The sequence below is a fragment of the Actinoplanes rectilineatus genome, assembly GCF_000962825.1.
Classification (GTDB): domain Bacteria; phylum Actinomycetota; class Actinomycetes; order Mycobacteriales; family Micromonosporaceae; genus Actinoplanes; species Actinoplanes rectilineatus.
The window spans coordinates 50,381-76,008 of the sequence record NZ_JZKF01000019.1 but is presented as its reverse complement, the minus strand read 5'-3'; the positions used below and the strand labels follow the sequence as shown (position 1 = coordinate 76,008).

17 protein-coding genes and 1 pseudogene are annotated in these 25,628 nt (G+C 71.0%); 9 read left to right on the top strand and 9 right to left on the bottom strand.

Annotated features, from left to right (window positions below):
* Window positions 1-460: 460 nt before the first annotated feature.
* The 3 genes and pseudogenes from WH85_RS52950 to WH85_RS16860 all read left to right on the top strand — a co-directional run.
* Window positions 461-1,003, top strand: a pseudogene (locus WH85_RS52950) (Pecanex-like protein 1); the annotation flags it as partial.
* 943 nt (window positions 1,004-1,946) lie between these two features.
* Window positions 1,947-2,786, top strand: coding sequence for a siderophore-interacting protein (locus WH85_RS16865; protein WP_045742828.1), 840 nt, complete (start codon window positions 1,947-1,949; stop codon window positions 2,784-2,786).
* An 84-nt stretch (window positions 2,787-2,870) separates the two neighbouring features.
* Window positions 2,871-4,079 carry a CynX/NimT family MFS transporter gene (locus WH85_RS16860; protein ID WP_045742827.1) on the top strand — a complete coding sequence of 403 codons (1,209 nt, stop codon included), beginning with the start codon at window positions 2,871-2,873 and terminating at the stop codon, window positions 4,077-4,079.
* Between the two features lie 713 nt (window positions 4,080-4,792).
* Here the strand turns inward: WH85_RS16860 and WH85_RS16855 are convergent.
* A complete protein-coding gene (locus WH85_RS16855) occupies window positions 4,793-8,908 on the bottom strand; it encodes an AAA family ATPase (protein WP_045742826.1) in 4,116 nt (1,371 codons plus the stop codon).
* Window positions 8,909-9,058: 150 nt separating this feature from the next.
* On the opposite strand from WH85_RS16855, the gene WH85_RS16850 reads away from it, so the two are divergent.
* On the top strand, window positions 9,059-10,531 hold the full coding sequence (locus WH85_RS16850) for a glycosyltransferase family 39 protein (protein WP_045742825.1): 1,473 nt from the start codon (window positions 9,059-9,061) through the stop codon (window positions 10,529-10,531).
* Here the strand turns inward: WH85_RS16850 and WH85_RS16845 are convergent.
* The gene (locus WH85_RS16845) at window positions 10,515-11,171 is read right to left on the bottom strand and encodes a 4'-phosphopantetheinyl transferase family protein (RefSeq protein WP_245673965.1); all 657 of its coding nucleotides are present in this window, start codon (window positions 11,169-11,171) and stop codon (window positions 10,515-10,517) included. The genes WH85_RS16850 and WH85_RS16845 overlap by 17 nt on opposite strands.
* 53 nt (window positions 11,172-11,224) lie before the next feature.
* Between WH85_RS16845 and WH85_RS16840 the strand changes: the two genes are divergently transcribed.
* The 3 genes from WH85_RS16840 to WH85_RS16830 all read left to right on the top strand — a co-directional run bounded on the left by WH85_RS16840 (window position 11,225) and on the right by WH85_RS16830 (window position 15,125).
* On the top strand, window positions 11,225-13,660 hold the full coding sequence (locus tag WH85_RS16840; protein ID WP_045742824.1) for a glycogen/starch/alpha-glucan phosphorylase: 2,436 nt from the start codon (window positions 11,225-11,227) through the stop codon (window positions 13,658-13,660).
* A gap of 158 nt (window positions 13,661-13,818) precedes the next feature.
* Window positions 13,819-14,319: a SigE family RNA polymerase sigma factor gene (locus tag WH85_RS16835; protein WP_045742823.1), complete on the top strand. Its 501-nt coding sequence runs from the start codon at window positions 13,819-13,821 to the stop codon at window positions 14,317-14,319.
* Window positions 14,316-15,125, top strand: coding sequence for a hypothetical protein (locus WH85_RS16830; RefSeq protein WP_157411051.1), 810 nt, complete (start codon window positions 14,316-14,318; stop codon window positions 15,123-15,125). The genes WH85_RS16835 and WH85_RS16830 overlap by 4 nt, the downstream gene beginning before the upstream one ends.
* 433 nt (window positions 15,126-15,558) lie before the next feature.
* On the opposite strand, the gene WH85_RS16825 is transcribed toward WH85_RS16830, so the two are convergent.
* The gene (locus tag WH85_RS16825; RefSeq protein ID WP_045742821.1) at window positions 15,559-16,446 is read right to left on the bottom strand and encodes a LacI family DNA-binding transcriptional regulator; all 888 of its coding nucleotides are present in this window, start codon (window positions 16,444-16,446) and stop codon (window positions 15,559-15,561) included.
* 70 nt (window positions 16,447-16,516) lie between these two features.
* On the opposite strand from WH85_RS16825, the gene WH85_RS16820 reads away from it, so the two are divergent.
* Window positions 16,517-17,527, top strand: coding sequence for a zinc-dependent alcohol dehydrogenase (locus WH85_RS16820; protein ID WP_045742873.1), 1,011 nt, complete (start codon window positions 16,517-16,519; stop codon window positions 17,525-17,527).
* A 6-nt stretch (window positions 17,528-17,533) separates the two neighbouring features.
* Here WH85_RS16820 and WH85_RS16815 read toward each other — a convergent pair whose 3' ends face one another.
* The 6 genes from WH85_RS16815 to WH85_RS16790 form a co-directional block, all read right to left on the bottom strand.
* Entirely contained in the window at window positions 17,534-19,063 is a 1,530-nt protein-coding gene (locus WH85_RS16815) for an RICIN domain-containing protein (protein WP_045742820.1), read from the bottom strand.
* Window positions 19,060-19,704 carry a PulJ/GspJ family protein gene (locus WH85_RS16810; protein WP_045742819.1) on the bottom strand — a complete coding sequence of 215 codons (645 nt, stop codon included), beginning with the start codon at window positions 19,702-19,704 and terminating at the stop codon, window positions 19,060-19,062. Before WH85_RS16810 ends, WH85_RS16815 begins: the two co-directional genes overlap by 4 nt.
* Window positions 19,701-21,362 carry a type IV pilus modification PilV family protein gene (locus tag WH85_RS16805; protein WP_157411050.1) on the bottom strand — a complete coding sequence of 554 codons (1,662 nt, stop codon included), beginning with the start codon at window positions 21,360-21,362 and terminating at the stop codon, window positions 19,701-19,703. The genes WH85_RS16810 and WH85_RS16805 overlap by 4 nt, the downstream gene beginning before the upstream one ends.
* A gap of 60 nt (window positions 21,363-21,422) precedes the next feature.
* Window positions 21,423-22,259, bottom strand: a complete 837-nt coding sequence (locus WH85_RS16800) for an MEDS domain-containing protein (RefSeq protein WP_157411049.1) — start codon at window positions 22,257-22,259, stop codon at window positions 21,423-21,425.
* Window positions 22,260-22,361: 102 nt separating this feature from the next.
* Entirely contained in the window at window positions 22,362-23,369 is a 1,008-nt protein-coding gene (locus WH85_RS16795; protein ID WP_045742816.1) for a polyprenyl synthetase family protein, read from the bottom strand.
* On the bottom strand, window positions 23,366-24,304 hold the full coding sequence (locus WH85_RS16790) for a cation diffusion facilitator family transporter (RefSeq protein WP_245673964.1): 939 nt from the start codon (window positions 24,302-24,304) through the stop codon (window positions 23,366-23,368). The genes WH85_RS16795 and WH85_RS16790 overlap by 4 nt, the downstream gene beginning before the upstream one ends.
* 122 nt (window positions 24,305-24,426) lie before the next feature.
* Between WH85_RS16790 and WH85_RS16785 the strand changes: the two genes are divergently transcribed.
* Window positions 24,427-25,584, top strand: coding sequence for an acyl-CoA dehydrogenase family protein (locus tag WH85_RS16785; RefSeq protein WP_211275379.1), 1,158 nt, complete (start codon window positions 24,427-24,429; stop codon window positions 25,582-25,584).
* Window positions 25,585-25,628 lie beyond the last annotated feature (44 nt).

Here is a 25,628-nt window from a genome sequence, read left to right as displayed (position 1 = left end):
CGGCAGTGCGATAGACGTTCTTCGTGACGTCAATGTGACGCGCCGTTCCCGCTCCGGCCGGGAGTCCGGCACCCTCCGGGGGTGGTCTTGCGGCCGTCCTGCTCAGCCCGATGCATGCTGCTCGCGGTGAACCCTGGACATCATCCGTTCGGATGATGCCGGGGGTTCGATGGCAGAACCATATTTTTTCTTTAAGTCCGCCGTAGGAAACCATCAAATCACGTCCCGGAATTGCTTTCTGTGAGCAGGGCTCCTAACGTCTGGTCGTCGGCGCCGGATCGGCCGCCGGCAGTCCGGTAATCGGCGAAAAGAAGGTCACGTCATGCGAAGCTCGGGTCAGCGACGTACCCGGCTGCTCGCCGTCGGCGCAGTGGTCGCCGCGGCCGGTGGTGTCATCGGATTCACCCAGATCGCCTCCGCTGACACACAGGACGGCACCAGCGGGGCCGGCAAGATCGTGGGTAACAACCTGCAGATCCTCACCGACACCTGCGTCGACAGCCAGCTCGAGCCGCACGACGGCTTCCAGAAGGGCAACCGGTGCGTCTCCACCGAGTTCGGTGAGGTCGGCGCGGCGGCGAACAACCCCACGCTGCTGATCACCGAAGCGCCGACCCAGGTCCAGGCCAACACCGCCTTCACGCTGAAGATCAGCACCCGCAACCTGATCCGGGATCGCTTCCTCGCGGCCGGCCAGGGTGGGTACTACGTGGAGAGCTCGGTCCTGCAGAACGGTCTCGTTCGCGGCCACTTCCACACCGCGTGCCGGATGCTGGACAGCACCGACGCCGCGCCCGCCCCCGAGCCGGTCCCGGCGTTCTTCGTCGCGACCGAGGACAACGGCGGCTCGGCCACCCCGGACACGGTCACCATCCAGGTGCCGGGCCTGCCCACCGACGGCGAGGCGCAGTGCTCCTCCTGGGCCGGTGACGGCTCGCACCGCATCCCGATGATGGAACGCGCCAACCAGACGCCCGCCCTCGACTCGGTGCGCATCACCGTCGGCGGCAACGGCGGCGACAACGGTGGTGGCGGGAACAACAACGGCGGTGGCAACAACGGGGGCGGGAACAACAACGGGGGCGGCAACAACGGCGGTGGCAACAACAACGGCGGCAACAACAACGGGGGCGGTGGCAACAACAACGGCGGTGGCAACAACGGGGGGAACAACACCAACACCGGCGGCGTGAAGCCGACCACCCCGGCCGCGACCATCACCCCGAAGACCACGTTCGAGGCCACCCCGAAGACCACGGTCACCAAGACCAAGGAGGCCGACGCCTCCGGTTCGAACGCCGACGACGAGGAGACCACCTCGGGGTCGACCAAGTCGACCACCAAGGCGACCACCAAGCCGTCCGACTCCGAGTCCGACTCGGACTCCGACTCGGACTCCGACTCGTCCGACTCCTCGAACGAGGAGAGCGAGACCACGACGAAGAGCACCCCGAAGAAGACCACCGCGCCGACCGAGGACCCCACCCCGGACAGCACGGACGAGGCGGGCACTCTCGACTCGGGCAGCGACTACGACGGCGCCCCGGACGCGGACCAGCCGAACACCGACACGATCGCCGAGCCGCCGGCCACCAGCGCCGAGACCGGCCCGCTCAGCCTGATCAGCAACAACATCGCCTGGTTCGGTGGCGGTGCGGTGCTCCTGCTGATCGCCCTGATCTCACTGGCCTTCATGCGGAACAACCGTCCCCGCAACAACTGGCGCTGACCCCCCGCGGCGCCGATCGTCGAGGCGGGCAGAACCTCTCACGAGGTCCTGCCCGCCTTTTCGCGTTCACGATCCACTACCTTGAGTTACCGCGTTCACCCGATCAGGGCGCCTATCGGGGACAACTTTCCCTGAACGCAGAGGCGGGGCGGTCACTCACAGAAAATAAGGGTAGCCTCACCTACTGAGATCTCTCCACCGGCAGTGAGGTGCAGTCATGGCGAACAGACCGGCGCGACCGGCCATCGAGGGCGTGGTCACCCGAGTCGAGCAGCTGACCCCGCACATGGTGCGTGTGGTGGTCGGCGGTGACGCCCTGGCCGGCTTCCCAGCCGGCGAGTTCACCGATCATTACATCAAAGTGTTCTTCCCGCAGGACGGCGTGGCATATCCGGAACCCTTCGACATGGGCCTGATCCGGGAGAGCCTGCCGCGCGAGCAGTGGCCCGTCACCCGGACCTACACGGTGCGCAAGTGGCTGCCCGAGGTCCAGGAACTCTGGGTCGACTTCGTGGTGCACGGCGACTCCGGCATCGCCGGACCGTGGGCCGCCAACGCGAAACCCGGCGACAAGATGCGGTTCCTCGGCCCCGGCGGCGCCTACCGGCCCGAGCCCGACGCCGACTGGCACCTGCTGGCCGGCGACGAGAGCGCGCTGCCGGCCATCGCCGCGTCCCTCGAGGGCGCGCCGGAGGGCGCCAAGATCCGGGCCTTCATCGAGATCGACGGGCCGGACGAGGAGCAGAAACTCGAGACCCTCGCCGACGCGGAGATCACCTGGCTGCACCGTGGCACCCGCCCGGTCGGCGAGCTGCTCTGCGACGCCGTCCGCGGCTACGAGTTCCCGGCCGGCCGCGTCCTCGCGTTCGTACACGGCGAGGCCAACGCCGTCCGCGACCTGCGCCGCCACCTGCGCCGGGAACGTGGCCTGACGATGGACCAGCTGTCCATCTCCGGCTACTGGCGGCGCGGCATGAACGAGGACGGCTGGCAGTCCAGCAAGCGCGACTTCAACGAGCAGACCGAGCGTGAGCAGGAGACTCCCGCGCCCGTCTGACCCCATCGGTAAGTGGCGCCCGGGCCGTGTGACCGTACACACCCGGGCGCGCATCGGAACTCACGGCGGGTCCATGATGAGGCCGTGGCGACGCAGAGTGAACAGACGGTGCAACCGAGGACGGGACGACGGTCGGGGCCGCTCTTCGCGCTGATCGCACTCCTGCTGGCAGCGCTCAACCTGCGACTCGCGGTCACCAGCGTCGGACCGGTGCTCACCGAGATCCGCGACGGCCTCGGCATGAGCACGACGATGGCGGGGCTGCTCACGTCCGTACCCGTGCTGTGTTTCGCCTCGATCGGCCTGGCCGCGCCCCGCCTGGCCCAGCGCTTCGGCGCCGCGCCGGTGATCCTCGGGGGCATGGCACTGCTCGCCGGCGGCCTGGCGATCCGCCCCTTCACCGGCGGACCGATCCTGTTCCTGCTGTTCAGCGCCATCGCGATGGCCGGCATCGCGCTGGCCAACGTGCTGCTGCCGTCGATCGTCAAGGACCGTTTCCCCGACCGGATCGGCACGATCACCGGCCTCTACTCGGTGGCGCTGAACATCGGCGCCACCACGGCGGCCGCCGCGACCGTGCCGCTGACCGGCGCGTTCGGCGACGACTGGCGGCTCGGGCTGGCCTGCTGGGCGCTGGCCGCGCTGGTGGCACTGCCGCCGTGGGCGCTGATGGCACGCGACCACCGGGCCGCCGCGCAGGCCACGCCCGCCACCGCGCCGGACCCGGTACGCGTCAGCCGGCACCCGGTCGCGTGGGCCCTCGGCGTGTACTTCGGCATGCAGTCCACCTCCGCCTACGTGATCATCGGCTGGCTTCCGCAGATCTACCGGGACGCGGGCATCTCCGCCGAGATGGCCGGCATCCTCTTCGCGACGACCTCGTTCCTCGGCGTGCCGCTGTCGTTCGTGCTCTCCGCGCTGATCAGCCGGTTCCGTTCGCAGAGCCTGATCGCCCTCGTCCTCGGCCTGTTCGGCATCGCCGGCTGGCTCGGCCTGATGATCTCGCCGACCGCCGCGCCGTGGGTCTGGGCGGTCATGCTGGGCGTGGTCAACACCGCGTTCCCGCTGGTCCTGACGATGATCGCGCTGCGCGGCAAGAACCCGGGAACGGTCGTGCGACTGTCCGCCTTCGCCCAGGGTGTGGGCTATCTGTTCGCGATCCCGGGACCGCTGGTGATCGGCGCCCTGCACGACGCCACCGACGGGTGGCGGGTGCCGCTCGGCCTGATGGCCCTCCTGATGGTTCCGCAGATCATCGCCGGCATGGTGGCCGGCCGCGACCGCCAGATCTGATCCGCCCGCCCCCACCGCCACCGTCGACGGCCGGCTGCCGCCGCCACCGTCGACGGCCGACCCCCTCAGCCGTCGTCCACGGCTCCCCAACAGGCCGACCACAGCCCTGACGCACGGCCGAACCAACCCAGCCGTCGCCCACGGCTGCGAGGGCGGCCCAAAACAGCCCTCACGCACGGCCGACCGACCCCAGCCGTCGCCCACGGCTCCCCAACAGGCCGACCACAGCCTTCACGCACGGCCGAACCAACCTAGCCGTCGCCCACGGCTGCGAGAGCGGCCGGGAACAGCCGTGGGCGACGGCTGGGCACCTGTGGGAGCGACGATCCCGAGAGCGCGGGCGGAGTGTGCGGAGACGGGAAAGCGCCCCGGCCGGGGGAGCGACCGGGGCGCGAAGTCAGTGGGGGTGCGACCCGGTGCGCCGAGACCGAGGAAGTGCCTGCGCACCGGGTAGCGTCCCATCCAGCAGGAGGACCATCGCCTCGAAGACTCCCGCCGAGCAAGGTTAGGCTAACCTAACACCTAGCGGAGATCAACGGCGGATCTCAGAGGGTCGGCACGGCGGGCCCGCGCCGGACACGCGGGACGCGGCCCAACCGGCTCAGCAGCACGACGCCGGCTACGCGGGACACAGCACGACGCCGGCTACGCGGGACACAGCCGAACGGGATCAGCAGCACGACACCGGCTACGCAGGACACGACCGAATCGGATCAGCGGCACGGGGCTGCCGGGTCGCGGGACTCGTTGCGGCTCAACGGGATCTCGACGGCGCAGAGACGGCGGACCGCCACCGCCTCGTCCAGCGGCCACATGCCCACCGTCGCGTCCGCACCGGCGCTCGCCAGCATCGAACCGTCCGGCGAGAAGTCGAAACTGACCACCGACGCCTGATGCCCGGTCAGGACTGCCCGGATCTGCCACGTGCCGGTGTCCCAGAGCCGGATCACCCCGTTGACGTCGGTCGACGCGAGGGTCCGGCCGTCCGGCGAGAACGCGACCCGGTCGATCTGGTCCAGTTGCTCCTTCGAACGCCACACCACCCGGTTGTCGGCGGTGGCCCGGACCTCGACGACCCGGCCGGTGCCGGCCGCCGCGTACGTCCGCCCGTCCGGCGCCGTCGCCATGTCGAGAGCCTGGTAGTCGCCGATCCCCTGCGGTTCGCCCTCCTCGGCCAGGTCGGGTGTGCGCAGCGTACGCAGCACCATCTCCTTGGTCCCCCCGGATCCGCTGTCCGCCGCGTCGACGACGGTGTCCAGGACCCGCAGGCGGGTGCCGTCCACGGAGAACCCGATCGCGTACGCGGTGTGCAGATGGTCGCCGAGAACGATCCGTCCCCGGAGTTCACCGGTGAAGTCGTAGACGGCGACCACCCCCGGCACCTTGTCGTCCACCTCCGCCAGGCCGCCACCGGTCGACACCGCCACCAGCGTCCGGTCCGGGGAGACCACCAGGTCCTTCGGATCGCCGTCGAGGCGGACCGTGGCGCGGCGCCGCCCGTCCGGGCCGAAGAAGGTCAGAGCCTTGTCGGGGCGGGTGGCCACCACCACCGTCGCGTCCGCGCCGAACCCGATGCCCTGCGGCACCCCGGCGAGCGGAACCCGGACGGTCTCCTCCCGGCTCCGGGCGTCCCAGATCCGCAGCTTCCGGTCCTCGCCCCCTCCGGCCACCAGGGTGCCGTCCGGTGAGAACGCGACGTCGTACACCGCCTCGTCGGCGGGCATCCAGTTGGACGAGAGGCGGAAGACCACCGTCGGTTCCTCGGGACCGGTGATCACCACGTACGGCGCGGACGCCGACGCCGCGGCCGCCCGGTAGTTGGTCAGCCCAGTGTTCAGCGAACCGGTCGCCTCGCTGGTCAGCGACCACAGCGCCGAGGTCCGCTCGCCCGCCGGCGCCACCACCAGCTCGCTGCGGGTGACCGCGACCGGCCCGGGCTGGTGGATCTTCCCGTCGTCCGGGGTGACGCTGCGCAGCCGCTTGCCGGCCGGGACGGACCACTGCTGGATCTGCCCGTTCGTGCTGTTGGTGACCAGCGTGCCGTCCGGCGCGAAGCTCAGGTAGAGCCCGGCATCGGGCAGCTCGGCGACCCGGGCGCCGTCGCCGATGCGCCACACCCGGACGCCGTACACGGTGTCGGACTCGGCGAGATACCTGCCGTCCGGGCTGACCGCCAGGAACATCGCCGGGTTCGTGCCGATCGCCAGCGAGCGGGTCAACCTACCGGTCACGGCGTCCCAGACACCCACCCGGTAACGCCCGCCGGCCGGCTCGGCCAGGTCGCCGACCACCCGGCTGGTGCCCGGGACCCAGGCGAACGGGCCGATGCCCTCCAGGGTGCGGTGGGCCCGGCCGGTGGCGACGTCCCAGATCTGCCCGCCGCCCGGGATCGCCAGCGTGCCGGACGCCAGGTAGCGGCCGTCGGACGAGAACGCCAGCGTGTGGACCGGCTTGCCGGACTCGAGCCGCAACGGCGGTCCGGCCGGGCTCAGCGTCGCGGTGTCCCACAGCTGGACGGTGCCGTCGACGTGGCCGACGGCGATCCGGGCGCCGTCCGCGCTGATCGCCACCGCCCCGCCGCCGGGACCGGTGCCCAGACGGCCGACCAACGGGAGCATCTGCGCGGACAGCACGGCGCTGCGGGCCTCCACGGTGTGTCCCTCGCTCCAGGCCTCCAGCGCGCTGCGGATCGCCGCCGCGTCGTCCTCGTACAGCGCGGCGAGCGACTCGGTGCCGTGCAGCCGGGACGCCGTCCAGCGGGTGGTCTCCTCGGCGCCGCGCCGCTGGTCCAGGGCGATCAGGCCGCCACCGACGGCGAGCAGCAGCGCCACCGCAAGACCGGCCACCAGCCGCCACAGCCGCCGGGTCGCCTGCCGGCGCGCCAGCTCGGCCTTCTCCGCGGCCGCCCACCCGGCCTCGAGATACTCCCCCACCACCGGGGGTACGCCGTCGCCGGCCGGCACCCGCTCGCGGGCCGCCAGCAGGCGGGAGCCGCGGGGCAGCAGGTCCGGGTCGCGGCCGGAGGCGTCCCAGTCCCGGGCCGCCTCCACCACCTGACGGCGCAGCACCAGGTCCTCGCGGGCGTCGGCGAGCCACCCGGCCAGCCGGGGCCAGCTGGTCAGCAGCGCCTCGTGGCTGATCTCCACGGTGTCCGCGCCGACCGTCACCAGGCGGGCCTTGACCAGCCGGCGCAGCACCCGGGAGTCGGTGGCGGCCCGCTCGCCGCGACGGCGTACCACGGTGCCGTCGGCGGAGACGGTGACCAGGGCGAGCAGGGCGTCCCGCAGACGGTCCCGGTCGTCGGCCGGCATCTCCAGGTAGATGTGTTCGGCGCTCTCCGCGACGGCGTACCGGATCCCGCCGGTGGATCGGTACGCCCCGACCGTCAGGCGCAGGCCCTCCCGGCGGTCCCAGGTGGCGCGCAGGGCGTGGGCGAGCAGCGGCAGCGCGCCCGGCTCGTACCCGTCACGGCCGTCGACCCCGAGGTCGCGCAACAGCAGGTCGGGCAGTCCGGGTTCGACGGCGAGGCCGGCCTGTTCCGCGGGTTCGACGACGGCACGGCGGACCGCCTCGGCGTCGAGTGGGCCGAGCACCACGTGACCGGCGGCCAGGATCCGGGCCAGGGGCGGCAGTTCGACGCAGGCGGGGTAGAAGTCCGACCGGACCGCGATCACCACCAGGGCCGGGGCGGCGTCGGCGAGCGCCGTGGCGTACGCGAGACGTTCCTGCGGGTCGGGGCACTGGGTGAAGAGTTCCTCGAACTGGTCCGCGATGATCACCGGCCGGTGGCCCGCCGCGGTCGCCGCCGCGGCCAGCTCACCGACCGAGGACGCGTCGGAGGAGGCGAGCGCCCGCAGGCGGGTCACGAGACTGCTCAGCGGGCGTACCCCCGGGGTGGTCGGGATCCACGCCCAGGCCGACGCCCCCTCGCCCAGCGCTCCCCCCGCGAGGCCGGGCAGCAGACCCGCCTGCAGCAGCGACGACTTACCCGCCCCGGAGACCCCGGTGAGGACCAGCGGCGGACCGCCGACCGCCTGTTCGGCGAGGCGGCCCAGCAGTTCGGCGACCTGCGCCTCCCGGCCGCGGAACCAGGGTGAGTCCTCCGGCTGGAAGGCGACCAGGCCGGGGTACGGCGGGATCGTCCCACCCGGCACCTCGGCCGGTGTCCCGGTGTCCGCCGGGAGTTGTTCCCGGGTGACCGCGACCAGGTGCCGCCGGACGTCGTCGAGCTGTTCGTGCAGGCGCAGGCTCTGGACCGCGAGCTGCTGGCGGAGGCCGTCGACGCCCTGCCGCACGTCGGCGAGCATCCAGCGCAGCTCGTCGACACCGAGGCCCAGTTCGCGGAAGGCGGCCTCGAGGACCGCGCGCAGGTCCTCGTCGGTGAGTGCGGCCTCGGCGATGGCGGTGCCGATCGCGTCCACCTCGCGCAGCACCCGGGAGATCTCCTCGTGCAACGCGCGGCCCTGTTCGTCGGCGGCGGCGAGCCGCGGCAGCAAGTCGGCGGCGATCGCCTCACGGAGACGTTCGTCACTCGGCGGCACACCGTCGTCGCGTTCGTCGCGGAGTCGTTTCGCGGCTCCGGCGACCGTGTCGGCGAGGAAGTTGCTGCCCACCCCACCCAGTTGATCGAGGCCGGCCGCGACGGTGTCGCCGGTGCCGAGCGCGGCCCCGGCGACGGGAGCGACCGCGGACGCGGTGAGCAGGGCGAGGATCGCGTAGGGGCTGGCGCTGCGCAGCCCGGACGTGGTGCGCCGGCCGGCCGCGCGAATCCAGGCGCGCACGCCGTCGCGGGCTCGTTCGGCCGCGGGATCGTTCTCCGGTTCGCGCACGGCAGCCGTCCTTCGTGGACATCGATACGCTTCGGGGTCTCATGATGACACTCGTCGTCCATCCGTGGAGCCCCCCGAGACAAGGCGGCACGCAGCTCGTACGCTGTGGCCGTGGTCGATGCGCTGAGTGAGGTAGCGGATACACAACGTATGGAAATCGGTCGCCGGCCGATCGTCTGGTGGCCCGTCGGCCTGATCGCCGCGGCCTCGACGCTGCTCCTGCTGGCCACCGCCCACCGGTACGACTACCACCGCGACGAGCTCTACTTCCGGATGCTCGCCCGCGACCCGCAGTGGGGCTACCTCGACCAGCCGCCCTTCACCCCGATGCTCGCCCGCCTCGGCATCGAGGCGTTCGGCGACACCGACTGGGCGATCCGGGTACCGCCCGCGATCCTGCTCGGACTCGTCGCCGTGCTCGCCGCCGCGGTGGCCCGCGAACTCAACGGCGGTGCGGTCGCCCAGTCCCTCGCCGCGGCCGGCGTCTTCGGCGTCTTCCCGCTCTCCGCCGCGCACGTCACCTCGACCGCCGTCACCGACCTGCTGGTCTGGCTCGGCGTGCTGCTGTGCGCGATCCGCGCGCTGCTGTGGGGACGGGAACGGGCCTGGCTGGGCGCCGGTCTGGCGGCCGGGCTGGGGCTCTACAACAAGCACCTGGTGGTGCTGCTGCTCCTCTGTCTGGCCGGCGGCATCCTGATCGCCGGACCGCGCCGGGTGCTCACCTCACGATGGCTGTGGGCCGGGGCGGGACTGGCCGTGCTCGTCGGCCTGCCGAACCTGATCTACCAGATCGTCGAGGGCTTCCCGCAGGTGACGATGGCCGCCGCGCTCGCCGACGAGCGGGGCGGCGACAACCGCGCGCTGATGCTGCCGCTGCAGTTCGCGCTGATGATCCTGCCGCCGGTCTGGATCGCCGGCATCGTCGCCCTGGTACGCGACCCCCGGCTCCGGCAGATCCGGGCGCTCGCGGTGGCGTACCCGCTGATGTTGATCCTGTTGCTGGTGACGGCCGGAGCGCCCTATTACTCGATGGGTCTGCTCCATGCCCTGTTCGCGATCGGCACGGTGCCCACCGAACGGTGGATCACCGGGCACATCGGACGCCAGGCCGTGCTCGCCGCCGGCACCGGCCTCTCGATCGCGATCGGCGTCGCGGGCGCCCTGCCGGTGATCCCGGCCGACCGGCTGAGTGCCACGCCGGTGCCCGCGCTCAACCAGACGGTCGCCGACCAGATCGGCTGGCGGGAGTACGTCTGGCAGGTCGCCGCGGTCTACACCGCGCTGCCACCGGCCTACCGGAGGAGAACGATTCTGTACGCCGGGAACTACGGCGAGGCCGGCGCGCTCGACCGGTACGGGCCGCGGCTGCGGTTGCCACCGGTCTACAGCGGACACAACGAGTTGTGGCGGCTCGGACCGCCCCCGGAGGGCAGGAACGTGGTGATCGCGGTCTTGCAGGCGCCCCCGGCCCGCGCGATCGAGCTGTTCCAGAGCTGCCGGGTCGCCTTCCAGCTGAGCAACGCGTTCGGCGTCGAGAACGAGGAGACCGGCACCCGGGTGTACGTGTGCGAGACGACCGAATCGTGGGCGAGCATCTGGCCCCGGACTAGGCACTACGGCTGACCGCGGTCACCACCAGGCCGTTGCCGATCACGTATCTGCCGTGGAACTCCGCGATCGGCGCCTCGATCAGGATGCGGGCCGTGAAGGTCCGCTCCACCGGGTCGATCACCAGGGTGGCGTCCTGGAAGCCCAGCCAGGTGCGGGCCAGCGGGTACCACGCCTTGTAGACCGACTCCTTGGCACTGAACAGCAGACGGTCCCAGTGCACACCGGGCTCGGCCTTCGCCAGCTCGGCCAGGTGCTCGAGATCGCCGGGCGCGGTCACCACGTCGACCACCCGGTGCGGCAGCGGGCCGTGCGGCTCGGCGTCGATGCCCAGGCCGGCCACGTCGGCGATCCGCGCGACCGCTGCGGCCCGGTATCCGGTGCAGTGCGTGATGCTGCCGGCCAGGCCCTCCGGCCAGAGCGGCTCACGCTTCGGGCCGGGCCGGATCGCGACCGGCGGATGTCCGAGAATGCCCATCGCTTCACGGGCGCAGCGGCGGGCCGTCACGAACTCCCGGCGGCGTCCCGGAGCGGCCTTCTCGACGAGATCCTCCTCGCCCGGGAAACAGGGCTCGGACTCGTCGTCCACGTACGCCTCGGCGATGGACACCTGGGGCGGCAGTAACGAGGCGAGCACGGTGAGAGAGTCTGCCACGCGGAACCGCGAACGTCAGCCACCGGTAACGTGATCGCGGCAGAATGGGCCACATGGATCTTCGTGGCATCAGCCCTCGCCGACTGGGAACGACTGTTGAGGACTTCCAACAGGATCTCGCCAACAATCTCTTCTACCGGCGGGGCACCACCGTCGAGTCGGCGAGCGCCCGGGACGCGTACGAGGTCCTGTCCCTGACCGTTCGTGACCGGCTGGCCGAACGCCGGGCCCGAACCGCCGCCGCCCACTACGCCAGCAACCCGAGATGGGTCTACTACCTCTCCGCCGAATACCTGTTCGGCGGCCAGCTGGAACAGAACCTGCTCTACTCCGGCACCGGCGAGATCGCCGCCGAGGCGCTCAAGGCCCTCGGCTACACCCTTGAGGAGCTGGAGGATCTGGACATCGAGCCGGGCCTGGGCAACGGCGGCCTGGGCCGTCTGGCGGCCTGCCTGGTGGACTCGATGGCCACCCGGGACATCCCGGCGGTGGGCTACGGCATCCGCTACGACTTCGGCATCTTCAAACAGTCCCTCGCGGACGGCAGCCAGCACGAGCGGCCGGACGACTGGGCCTTCCAGGGCAACCCGTGGGAGTTCCCGGCCCCCGACGACCGGCAGACCGTCGGGTTCTACGGCCACACCGAGCCGGTGCCCGGTTCGGCCACCCGCAAGCGCTGGGTGCCCGGTGAGGTGGTCCTCGGCGAGCCCAGCCACATGCTGGTCCCCGGCCACGGCACCGAGACGGTCAACATCGTCCGGCTGTGGCGGGCCCGGGGCAGCGAGGCCTCCTTCGACCTGAGCCGCTTCTCCGCCGGCCAGTACGCCGAGGCGGTCCAGGAGATGGTCCGCGCCGAGAACATCAGCAAGGTGCTCTACCCGGACGACAGCACCGAACTGGGCCGGGAACTGCGGCTCAAGCAGCAGTACTTCCTGGTCTCCTGCTCGCTGCGGGACATCGTGCGCCGGTTCCGGCTGCGCAACTCGGACTGGGACGAGTTCGCCGACAAGACCGTCATCCAGTTGAACGACACGCACCCGACGGTCGCCATCCCCGAGCTGATGCGGCTGCTCGTCGACGAGTACGACGTGGAGTGGGAGAAGGCCTGGTCGATCACGCGGCGGACGTTCGCGTACACCTGCCACACCCTGCTGCCGGAGGCGCTGGAGACCTGGCCGGTGGACCTGTTCCAGCGTCTGCTCCCCCGCCACCTGGAGATCATCTATTTGATCAACATGCACTTCCTGCGCGAGGTCGAGCAGCGGTTCCCCGGCGACACCGACCGCCTCCGCCGGATGTCGATCATCCAGGAGGGCGGCGAGCGCCGGGTCCGGATGGCACACCTGGCGGTGGTCGGCACCGAGGCCGTCAACGGCGTCGCCGAACTGCACTCCAAGCTGCTGCGCGAGACCGTGCTGCAGGACTTCGCCGACCTGTGGCCGGTGAAGTTCCAGAACGTCACCAACGGCGTCTCGCCCCGCCGCTTCATCAAGATCGCGAACCCGGGCCTGTCCGACCTGATCACCGAGAGCCTCGGCGACGACGGCTGGCTGCACGACCTGGAACGCCTCGCCGAACTGGAGTCGTTCGCCGACGACGCGTCGTTCCTGCGGCGCTGGCGGGCGATCAAGCGGGCCAACAAGGTGGCCCTGGGCGCCGGCGACCCGGACTCGCTCACCGACGTGATGATCAAGCGGTTCCACGAGTACAAGCGGCAGCAGCTCAAACTGCTGCACGTGATCACCCAGTACCAGCGGATCCGGGAGAACCCGGCCGGCGACTGGGTGCCGCGCACGGTGCTCTTCGCGGGCAAGGCGGCACCCGCCTACCACGCCGCCAAGAACATCATCCGGCTGATCAACGCGGTCGGCGCCACCATCGCGGCGGACCCGGTCGTCTCCCCGTACCTCACGGTGGTCTTCGCGGAGAACTACAACGTCACCCTCGCCGAACGGATCATCCCGGCCGCCGACCTCAGCGAGCAGATCTCGCTGGCCGGCAAGGAGGCGTCCGGCACCGGCAACATGAAGCTGGCCCTCAACGGCGCGCTCACCATCGGCACCCTCGACGGCGCCAACATCGAGATCCGGGCCCGGGTCGGCGCGGACAACTTCTTCCTCTTCGGCCTGGACGCGTTCCAGGCGACCGACAGGCAGCGGGCCGGGTACCGGCCGTGGTCGTACTACGAGCGGGACCCCGAGTTGAAGGCGGCGGTCGACGCCATCAACTCCGGGACGTTCGGCGGGGTCGGGCACGAGGTGGCCAGCTCGCTGCTCGGCCACGACGAGTACCTGACGTTCGCGGACTACCGGGCGTACGTCGACTGCCAGGACGAGGTGGAGAAGGCCTGGCGTGACCAGGACCGGTGGACCCGCATGTCGGTCCTGAACTGCGCCCGCAGCGGCTTCTTCTCCTCCGACCGGACCGTCGCCGACTACGCCGCCCGGATCTGGCGGGTCTCCGCGGTCCCGGTCCCGCCGCTGACCTGATCTCTCCGGGGTACGCCCGGAGCACGGTCACCGCTGCTCCGGGCGGATCTGGGATTCACGTCTCACGCCTCTTGCCGCGGAACCGCCGGTATCTCTACCGTCGTCCGGTCCGGTCGTTCGCGTCGCCCGGTTCGGTCGTTCGCTGAGGGGGTGACATCGTGCGTGACGATGCGTTCCACGCGTACTTCGAGCGGCATCACGCCTCCCTGTCCCGCCTGGCGTACCTGATGACCGGCGAATCGGACGTCGCCGACGACCTGGCCGCCGACGCCCTCACCGAGATCTGGCGGCACTGGGACCGGGTCACCGCCGCCGCCGACCCGGCCGCGTACGGGCACGGTGTGGTGATGAACCTGGCCCGCAACTGGGTACGCCGCCGCAGCCGGGAACGCCTGCTCACCCTGGAGGCGTTCCGCCGGGGCCGGGACACCGACGTGCCCGCGGTGCTGGACGTCCGGGGCGCCCTCCGCCGGCTGCCGGAACGCCGCCGCGCCTGTGTCGTCCTGCGCTACGCCTTCGACATGCCGGAACGCGAGGTCGCCGGGATCCTCGGCATCTCGGTCGGCGCGGTCAAGAGCGCCACCTCGCGCGGCGCGAAACAGTTGGCCGACATACTCGGTGACAGTGCCCGGTTCGACGGATGGGAGGCGGCACGGTGAGGCTCTCCGACGACGAGCTGCGGGCGGCCCTGCGCGCCGAGGCCGACGGCCACCAGCCCGACCGGTCCGCCATGCTGCAGCGGATCACCGCGGCCGCGATGACCGACCCGGCCCGCACCACCGCGTCACACCGCCACACGCCGAGACGCAGTCCCCGGATGCGCCTCGCCGCCGTGGGTGCCGCGGTGGCCGCTCTGTTCGCCGGGGGTGGCGTCGCCAACTGGGCCCTGGCCGGCAACAACGACCGGCCGGACGCGACGCCGGTTGTCACATCGTCACCGGCGGCGTCACCCGATCCGACCGCGACCACCGGGTCGCCGTCGGCGTCACCGTCGCCGTCGCGTTCGTCTGCCCGTCCGACGGGGACGCGCTCCCCGGAACCGACCGCCACCGCCTCGCCCACGCCTCCTGCCTCCCTGGTGAGCGACGGGCCGCTGTGGTCGGACGGCTCGGTCGACCCGGACAGCGGTGACACGCAGGGCGCCAGCGTCGTGACCCTCAAGACGGCTGCCGCGCTGACCGGCCTGCAGGTGGACATCCGGGTGGCCCGGACCGAGGGTCTGGTGTCGCGGGGCGGCACGAAGCACGCGCCCGGTGGCAGCGTCACGGTGGCGGTGATCGAGGAGTCCGACGCCTTGGTCTACCGGTTCACGCTGTCGTCGGCGGACACGTTGCCGGTTGGCGAATACACATTTACCGCGAAATACACGTACGCATCGGGCGGGCGGGATGCGGGTGGCGACACCTATGCGGCGACCGCCACCGCCGACGGCTCACCCCGGCACGTGTCCGGCGACTTCTTCTGAGCTGCGCGTGGTCCGGCAGAGGTGCGCGGCGTGCGGGGATCTCGCCGTGGTGACACCTGCCCAGACCGTGGTCACGGACCGGATCGCGTGGGCGATCGAGACCTCCTGCCCCCGGTGCGGCGCCGTCGAGGAGCAGTGCGGCTGGGACGAGATGCCCGACCCCTGGCGCGAGGTGCTCCTCGCCGAGGAGGGCCGGTCCCGGCTGCGCGCCGATCGTGAGCGGAACCGGCCGGTGAAGGTACGCCTGCTGGCCGTCCTCCGGAGACAGGGGCGCCACGATCCCCGAGGCGCTCGGCACCTACGACGCGCTCACCGGCGAGGGCGTCACCGGCACATCGGCCGAGATGACGCTGCTGGCGACACGACTGTCGAACGCGGGCGCGATCGTGACACTTGCCTTGGCGTGACTTTTCCGCGTACCGGATGAACTGTTTCAGGTTGAAGCGCGCCGGACGATCTCGGCCGGCGCGGGGGAGGCGTCACCGACCGGCAGGTCGAGGACGGTGCGCGCCATGCGGCGGCCGTAGGAGCGGGCGTCGATCCGGACCGAGGTGAGGGCCGGGCGCCACAGCGCACCGTGGGCCGTGTCGTCGAAACCGATCACTGCCAGGTCGGCGGGGGCGTGCCAGCCCAGGTCGGTCATCGCGGCCAGGACGGCCAGCGCCAGGTCGTCCCAGACGGCGGCGATCGCCGTGAAACCGTCCTCCCGCAACGCGTGCAGACGGTCGCCGACCAGGGGCGAGTCGGCCACCAGGAACGGCGGTGACGGCAGCCCGGCGGCGACGGCCGCGTTGCGGATGTGACCGGCCATCAGCGCGAAGAACGGGTCGAGTGACGCCGGCACCGCGATGGCGACCCGCGAGTGTCCGCGTTCGATCAGGTGGCTGATCTGGGTGGTGGTGTGCGCCGCCATCCCGTCGATCCAGCCGCCGTCGGCGACCTCGCGGTCGGGGCTGCGGTAGACGCCCTGCAGATCGATGACGGCGCGTGGGGAGACCGCGGCGACGGCGGCCCGGGACGACGGGCCGTCGGAGTAGGACACGAGCAGCCCGAAGCCGGCCGCGGCGAGCTCGTCGTCGAGGCCGGTGATGAAGCCGTCCAGGCTGTTGCCGCGGGGCAGACCGCCGGCCTCGAGGACGACGATCCGGGAGTTGCCCTCGCGGAGCGCGCGGGCGATGGAGTGGGGGACGTAGCCGAGGTCGGCGGCGGCCCGGCGGACCCGTTCGCGGGTGGCCTCCGGGATGGTCTGGCCGGCCTTGTCGTTGAGGACGAAGCTGACCGTCGCCGCGGAGACCCCGCTGGCCTGGGCGACGTCTCGCATCGTCGCTCGCCGTGGGCCCGTCACGCGAGCTACTCTACCTCTCAACTTAATCGAATTAGTGGAGGCCTCGATGAAATCGGTACAGGTGACCGGACCCGGACAGACCGGCGTGGTGGAGATCGACAAGCCGGTGGCCGGCCCGGCGGACGTGCTGGTGCGGATCCGGGCGTGCGGCATCTGCGGGTCGGACGGGCTGTACATCTCGGTCGGCGGCATCCCGCCGCGCCAGGGCGCCACCCCGCTGGGCCACGAGCCCGCCGGTGAGGTGGTGGAGGTCGGCGCCGAGGTCGAGGGCGTTACGGTCGGCGACCACGTGGTGCTCAACCCGATGGCGTTCGACGACGGGATCGTCGGCAGCGGCGGCGCGCAGGGCGGACTCGCCGAGTTCGTGCTGGTCCGCGGCGCGCGGCTGGGCACACACCTGGTCACCGTGCCGAAGCACATCCCGTTCGAGGTGGCCGCGCTCAACGAGCCGATGGCGGTGGCCGGCCACGCGGTCAACCGGACGAACCCCAAGCCGGGCGACAAGGTGGTGGTGTTCGGCGCCGGCCCGGTGGGTCTCGGCGCCGCCATCGGGTACGAGTTGCGCGGCGCGCACGTGGTCGTCGTGGACATCGTCCCGAACCGCCTGGAGAAGGCGCTGAAGGTCGGCGCCCACGCCGTGATCAACTCGGCCGAGGAGGACGTCGTCCAGCGGCTCATCGAGATCCACGGCGAGGCGCCGCGCAGCTTCGTCCGGGGCGCCCGCCCGGACACCGACATCTACCTGGACGCGGCCGGTGCGCCCGTGGTCCTGGAGACGGCCCTGTCCGCGGTGAAGCACGGCGCGACGCTGGGCATCGTGGCGGTGCACAAGAAGCCGGTGCCGGTCGACTTCGGCAGCCTGCTGACCACCGAACTCACCGTGGTGCTGTCGATGGGCTACCCGACCGAGATCTTCGAGGTCACCAAGGACATCGTCGAGCACTGGCAGCGGTACGAGCTGCTGATCAGCGACCGGATCCCGTTCGACGAGGCGCAGCGGGCGCTGACGCTGGGCTCGACCCCGGGTGCCGCCGAGAAGGTCGTGGTCACCTTCTGAGCGTCGTCAGCTGGGACAGAACTTGCTGTCCGGCGTGGGCACCGGGCCCGACGTCGGCTTGTTGCAGTCCGGGTCGCGGAGGTCGACGATCGGGCTGGGCTTGTTGATGTTGGCGGGAGCGTTCCACTTCTGCAGTTCGGAACTGCTGCAGGTGACCACCTTGACCTTGCTGGTGCCGTCGCTGTGGAAGCCGGCCGAGTAGGTGCCCCGCAGCGCCTGGTCGGTCGGCTCCAGGCAGTACCCCTTGGAGTCGATGATCCGGTAGCTGGTGCCGTAGTCGCCGGTGTCGTGGTAGACGGTCCACTGCAGGTAGTCGGTCTTGTTGCCGTTGGTGCACTTCTCGGCCGTCACCCAGGTGCCGACGGCGACGGTCTGCGGCGACTTCAGGCAGTAGGTGACGTTGCTCTTGATGAAGGTGATGTTGCCGGTCAGCGAGATCACCGGAGCCTTCGGCGTCGGATGGATGAACTGCTGGTTCCAGGTGACGACGCCGTTCGGGGCCTGCTTGCAGAACCAGGCGATCATGTACGACGCCCCCGGGTCCTGGCCGGTGACGTCCAGACAGCGACTGAACTGGGCATAGTTCACCAGCTGGTTGGTGTCGTCACCGGCCATTCCGGCACCGACACCGGTGTCCGCCCGCCAGATGCTCAAGGTGCTGCTGTTGTTGCAGCTGCCCAGCACGATCGGGCTGCCGGCCTGACCGGCCGTCTTCACCGTCAGGCAGTAACCCTCGACCGCCGAGCTGGCGCTGGCGGTGCGGTACTGGCTGGCGTCGTCCAGGCTCCACTGCAGCGTCGTGTCCCGGGTGGTACTGGTGTCGCACTTCTTGAACACCACGACCACACCGTTGGAGTGGGAGGAACCGGACGTCAGGCACATGCCGTTCGTCGCCGTCGACGACTCCGAGTTGACCAACTTCAGGTACAGGTCGCTGGAGTAACCGAACTGCTGGGTGCTACTGCCGTTGCAGACCTGCAGGGTGACCCCGGCGCCGACGGCGGGCTTGCTCGTCCCGGCGTCCAGGCAGGCGTTGCCGAGGCTGGAGGCGGCGATCCGCATCGCGCCGCCCGGGATGTTGGAGTTGCTGGTGGAGAAGACATAGGTGGCGATCATCACCCGGCTGACCGTGCCCGCGGTGCCGACCGAGGTCACCGTCGCGGTGGTGGGCACGTCGTTCGTCGGGCAGCTCAGGGCCTTGCCGTCCTGGTCGAGGTACCCGACCGAGACGTCGTAGCGCAGGGTGTCGCCGGCGCTGGTGACACCCGCGTCGCCGGTCATCCGGCACGCCGGCAGGTTCTCCAGCAGCCCGTACTGCTCGGAGTCCGACGCCGCCCGGACCCGCGCCATCATCATGTCCATGCCGACCTGCGCGGCGCTGATGGCGACGCTGCGGTTCAACAGGAGCCGGGTCGAGGTGATCTGCCGCAGCACCACCGGCACCAGCGCCGCCGACAGCGACATCCCGATGGTGATCACCAGCATGACCATCGGCAGCGAGCCCCGGTCGTCGTCCGGCACGTGGAACGTCCTCATACCGTCGGCCGTCCTTTGCTGCAGTCGTTGATCGAGGAGGTGTTCCGGGTGTTGTTGAGCGCCGAGAACACCACGTCGAGCGGCACGGTGACGGTCCCGACCTTCGCGCTGAAACGGAACCGCACCTGCTGACGTTCCGGGGAGAAGTTGCGTCCCACCCCGGCGGTGTTGGGGCTGGCCGACGCGTACGGGAAACTGCCGGTCGCGTAGAGGGTGAACGGGGCCACCCCGGCCGTCACGGTGATCTCGCTCGCGATCGTCGACGGCGTGCCCGGGGTGGTGGACGGCAGGCTCCACGTCGCCAGGCTCAGCACCCCGTTCTCCAGCTTGAGCTGACGGCAGATCAGGACCAGGGCGCCGGTCGCGTCCCGGGTGGGCCGCTGGTACTCCATGTACCAGCGGGTGCCGACCTGCGCCGGAGTGTTGATCCAGATGGCGTACCGCAGATCGCTGTCGAGCCGGCGGAAGCTGGTGTCGATCTGCTCACGGGCGTACGACTGCTGTTCGGTCTTGTTCGACATCGAGTACATCTCGGTGGTCGCACTGACGATCATGAGCGTCACGAACGTCATGATCGTGGTGGTGACGACCATCTCGATCAGGGTGAAGCCCTCGTCGTCGCCGCGGTGCCGGATCCTCATGTCACCGTCCAGATGAAGGTGTACGTCGACTGCTGGGTGAGGTTCTTGGCGACGATGGTGACCGGGTAGGTACCGGGTGTGGTCGGCTTGCCGGTGAGGATGCCCTGGCCGCTGTTGTACTTCACGCCCGGCGGCAGACCGGTCACCGTGTACGTGGGACCGACCAGCCCGAGCAGGTCGGCGTTGCTCTGGATCGGCACGGACACCGACTGCCCGGACGGGGTGGAGAGGTCACCGGTCGGCGAGGTGATGTTCAGCTGGGTGCTGGTCGCCACGGTCAGGGCGAAACTGGTGCTCGCCGTGCCCCCGGTGCCACCGGTGGCGTCCGTCGCGGTCACCGTGATGATGTACCGGCCGGGCACCACCGGCGTACCGGAGATCGTCCCCGTGCTCGCGGCCATGGAGGTGCCGGTCGGGACTCCGGTAGCGCTCCAGGTGTAGGTGCCGTCACCACCGGACGCGCTGTTGGTGACGGTGATCGACGAGGTCAGGTTGATGCTGCGGTCGGCGACCGCCGCCACGCTCACCACCGGATAGACGATGTGGGTGTACCGCACGGTGGCGCTCGCCATCGCGTTGGTGTCGGTGGCCGTGATGCCGGGGGTCCAGGTTCCGAGCGTGGTGGCGGTGCCGGTGATCTCCCCGGTGTCCGTGTTGAACGTCCAGTTGGCGGGCAGATCGGTGACCGCCCACGCATAGGGGCTCGCCCCGCCCGACACCGTCGGTTTGACGCTGACCGTCTCGCCGATGTGGTTCTTCACCGTGGCCGCGACCGTGACCGTGGGGGGCAGGATGACGATCCAGGTGAACGACGCCGTGTCGGTACGCCCCAGTTTGTCGGTCACCGTCACCGTGCCGGTCGTGGTCCCCACCGTCGTCGGGGTGCCGCTGACCACCCCGGCCGTGGTCATGCTCAGCCCGGCCGGCAGGGTGCTCGCGGTCCACGTGTTCGGCAGCTGACCACCGGTGGCGGTGAGCTGGAAGGACTGCCCGGCCACCCCCTTGTAGAAGGTGGCGCTGGTGGCTTTGACCACCGGTGACGGGCGTTTGATGTCGAAGATCGGTTCCGGCGCCCGGGACACCAGCGTGCTGGCGATGTGCGTGCAGAGGTTGTCGGCGCAGTTCGTGCCCTTCCAGGTGACCAGGACGACCACCCGGAAGAACTTCAGCACGCTGGTGCTGTCGACCGGTGCCGGCGAGACCGGTTTGACGCACCCCTCGCCCTTGCCGACGTAGATCTCGCAGCCGCCGAGATAGGTCGAACGCTGGTAGAGGGTTCCGTTGACGGTCATCTGCTGGGTGGCGGTGGAGAGGGCCGCATCCGCGCCCGCGGTCTTGGCGATCACCGGGTCGGTCTGCCACACCGGCGTGATGGTCTTGTAGTACGGCTCCATCACCGCGGGCAGATTGTTCGTCCACTGGTTGGTGCTCGCGTCCTCGCCCCGGCCGACGATCAGGGAACTGCCCTTGAGCGCCCGGATCTGCTCCATCGCCGTGTTGGCGAGCTGGGCCGCCTCACGCTGGTCCCGCTGCTGGTAGACCGCGCGGTAGCTGTTGACGAAGAACGAGGCGAAGCCGGCCATCGCGACGGTGAGCACGACCATCGACACGATCAACTCGACGAGGGTCGAGCCCTCCTCGTCCGCCGCCCTGGCCATCCACCGCTCCTCCACGTCCCCGCATAGGGATGATCGGCAGGAGAGCGGAACAGAACAGGGTTATCCGCCGTACTCGACGGCCGGATCGGGACCGTGGTGCGCCAGGAGCCGCCGCAGCGCCGCCGAACAGCCGACCAGCCGCAGCCGGTGCGGCCCGGCCACGGTGAGCAGCATCCGGACCGCCGCCGAGTCGGCGAACCGCAGACCACCCACGTCCACCGTCAGGGTCCGCCGGTCCTGGCCCGGTGCCGCGTCGTCGTCCACGTGGTCGAGGATCGCGCGCAGGGCCCGCCGGTTCGACAGGTCGGCCTCGCCCACCAGCCGCAGGCCGAACGATCCGGCGGTCCGGGTCACGCGCAGCAGGGGGATCCCGCCCGCTTCGGTGCCGCCGGCGATGGTCGCCGGGTGCGAGCGGGTGATCTGATGCAGCTGTTCCTCGCCGAACAGGCTGCGGTCGTAGAGGCAGACGCCGACCGCGAACCCGTCCGCGAAGACCCGGCTGAGCTGGGCCTCGTACCAGGCGAGCCGGTCGGTGCCGGGCGGGTCGCCACCGGCCCAGGACATGTCGCGGATCGCGCGCAGGCCGTGGTAGCCGTCGTCGCGGGCGCGGGCCGACTCGTCGCGCCAGCGGCGGACGATCGTCTCGAGGTCCGCCGGGTCCGGTGTGACGATCCGCAGGCGGCCCTGCCGGGTCGCGGCGGCGACGTCCACGCCCTCGTCCGCCAGCCCGGACGCGGCCCGGTCGCCGTCGAGGGCGTGGTAGACCACCCGGTGGTGGTCGCGCAGGCCGGACCGGATCCAGGCGGCGACGTCCCGGATCCGGGCGGGTTCCTCGTCGACGACGAAGCAGGCGTGGTCACCCGGACAGAGCCGGTCGAGCAGACTCGCCTCGGCCATGACGCCCCCTTGCCGAAGCAGCAGCCGGTCGATGTCGTGCTCACCGTATGTCACCACAAAGAGGACCGGTATCGCTGAATCGGGGCATGACACCCCCGCGGATTAGCCCGTCCGGTCGGCTATGTAGTGGCAGAGGGCCTCGAGCGTTCGGCGGGCGGGGCCGTCCGGAAGGGCCGCGACGTGGTGGCGGGCTTCGGACGCGTACCCGTGCACGGTCTCCCGGGCCTGTTTGAGGGCGGCCGACTCGCGCAGCAGGAACAGCGCTTCGGCGTGCAGCGCGTCGTCGGTGATCGGGCCGGCGGCGAGCAGTTCACGCAGCCGCCGGGAGTCCGGTCCGGTGTCCGCGGCGGCGAGCGCGTACAGCACCGGCAGGGTGGGCACGCCCTCGCGCAGGTCGGTGCCGGGCGTCTTGCCGGACTGTGCCGAGTCCGAGGCGATGTCGAGCAGGTCGTCGGAGAGCTGGAACGCGATGCCGATCGAGGTGCCGAACGCGGCGAGCGCGTCGACGTGCGCGCCGGGCAGGCCGGCGAACATGCCGCCGAAGCGGGCCGAGGCGGAGATCAGGCAGGCCGTCTTGTCCTCGATGACCCGCAGGTGGTGGCGGATCGGGTCGCCGCCGCGCGGTCCGACCGTCTCGTCGAGCTGGCCGCGGACGAGCTGGGCGAGGGTCCGGGCCTGCAGCCGGACGGCGTCGTCGCCGAGGCCGGCGGCGATCTGGGCGGCCCGGGCCAGCAGGTAGTCGCCGACCCAGACCGCGATCGAGTTGGTCCAGCGGGAGTTCGCGCTGGCCGCGCCGCGGCGCATCGGCGCCTCGTCCATCACGTCGTCGTGGTACAGCGTCGCCAGGTGGGTCAGTTCCATCAGCACCGCGGACGGGGCCAGCGCGGGCCGTCCGGGGTCACCGAACTGGGCGGCCAGGGCCACCACCATCGGCCGGAACCGTTTGCCGCCGGCTTCGACGAGGTGCGCCGCGACCTCACTGATCAGGGGGTCGTCGCTGACCACCGAGGCACGGAGATCGGTCTCGACGGTGGCCAGGAAGGCGGCGACCGAGTCCCGGACCTCCGGGTCGACGGTATCGACGAGATCACCCGGGGCCCACGCACTCATGATCTTGAGGCTAGATCATCCTCCTGGGAAAACGCTGACCGGCCGTGGTCACCGTGGTCACCCACCAACTCGGGGTGGACATGCACCGCCGCACCGGCACAACCCGGGACATGCCGGGTGACCTCCTGCTCCGCGTCGGTGGCGATCTCGTGCGCCGCCAGCAGACTGAGCCGGTCGTCCACCGCGATGGCGGCTTCCGCGTACAGGCGGTGACCGATCCAGCGCAGGCGCAGCCAGTCGACGTCGGCCACCCCGGGTACCGACCGGAGCGCGTCCTCGGCGTCGTCGACCAGACTCGGGTCGACCCGGTCCATCAGCCGGTGGTAGATCGCCCGCGCGCCGTCCTTGAGCACCCAGACGATCGCCGCGGTGACCCCCAGGGCCACCACCGGGTCGGCCAGTCGCCAGCCCAGCGCGGATCCGGAGGCGGCCAGCACCACGGCCAGCGACGCGAACCCACCGGTCCGGGCGTGTACGCCGTCCGCGATCAGGGCCGCCGAGCCGATCCGCCGGCCCACGGTGATCCGGTACCGGGCGACCACCTCGTTGCCGGCGAACCCCACCACGCCCGCGGCGAGCACCCACGGCAGGTGCGTCACGGTGTGCGGATCGATCAGCCGGCCGATCGCCAGCCAGGCGGTCGCCGCGGCGGACACCGCGATCACCGCGACGATGCCGACGCCGGCCAGGTCCTCGGCCCGGCCGAACCCGTAGGTGTAGGCGCGGGTCGCGGCCCGCCGGCCGAGCCGGATCGCGATGCCGAGCGGGATCGCGGTCAGCGCGCCGGCCACGTTGTGCACGGTGTCGCTGACCAGGGCCACCGAGCCGGAGATCGCGGCCACGGCGCCCTGCAGTGCCGCGGTGAGGCCGAGACCGGCGAGCGAGATCCAGAGGGCGCGCATCCCGGCCCGGGAGGAGGCCAGTGCGTCGTCCACACGGCCGGGGGTGCGTTCATGTGCCACACAACCACACTTACCGATAAATCACCCTAAATTGGTCGAAGCGGAGTGGGGTCACCCGGTCGACTGAGCCGCCCCGAACCACCAGGATGAACATCATGGATGCTCTCGACCTGCTCGACATCGACGGCCTGCTCACCGGCGAGGAGCGCCAGATCCAGGAGACCGTCGCGCGGTTCGTCGCCGATCACGTCCGGCCGCACGTCGCGGACTGGTTCGAGGAGGGCACGTTCCCCCGCGACCTCGCCCCGGAGCTGGGCAGACTGGGCCTGCTCGGGATGCACCTGGACGGCTACGGCTGTGCCGGGACCGGAGCGGTCGCCTACGGACTGGCCTGCCTGGAGCTGGAGGCCGGCGATTCGGGGCTGCGCAGCTTCGCCTCCGTCCAGGGTTCGCTGGCCATGTTCTCGATCCACCGCTACGGCTCCGAGGAGCAGAGACAGGAGTGGCTGCCGCGGATGGCCGCCGGTGAGGCGATCGGCTGCTTCGGCCTGACCGAGCCGGACGTCGGCAGCGACCCGGCGAACATGCGCACCCGGGCGGTCCGCGACGGCGACGACTGGATCCTCACCGGCACCAAGATGTGGATCACCAACGGCAGCATCGCCGACGTCGCGACGGTCTGGGCGCAGACCGAGAACGGCATCCGCGGCTTCCTCGTCCCGCGCGGCACCCCCGGCTTCACCTCCCGGACCATCAAGCGGAAACTCTCGCTGCGTGCGTCGGTGACGGGTGAGTTGCACTTCGATGGGGTACGCCTGCCGTCAAGCGCCCGCCTGCCCGGAGCACGCGGGCTGGGCGCTCCGCTGAGCTGCCTGGGTGAGGCGCGCTTCGGCATCGTCTTCGGTGCGGCAGGCGCCGCCCGGGACAGCCTGCGGGCCGCCCTCGACTACGCGAACACCCGTGAGCAGTTCGGCCGGCCGATCGCCGCGTTCCAGCTGACCCAGGAGAAACTGGCGGACATGGCCGTCGACCTCAACACGGCGACCCTGCTGGCGGTCCACCTCGGGCGGCTCAAGGAGGCCGGCCGTGTCCAGCCGCACCAGATCAGCGTCGGCAAGCTGAACAACGTCCGCACCGCACTGGCCATCGCCCGCGAGTGCCGGACCATCCTCGGCGGCAGCGGCATCACGCTCGACTACTCCCCTCTGCGGCACGCCAACAACCTGGAGTCGGTGCTGACCTACGAGGGCACGTCGGAGATCCACACTCTGGTGATCGGCCAGAAGTTGACTGGTCACGCCGCGTATCGATGAACCGGCCACCCGGGGGCGCGGGGGCGGACACGGTGACGTACGTT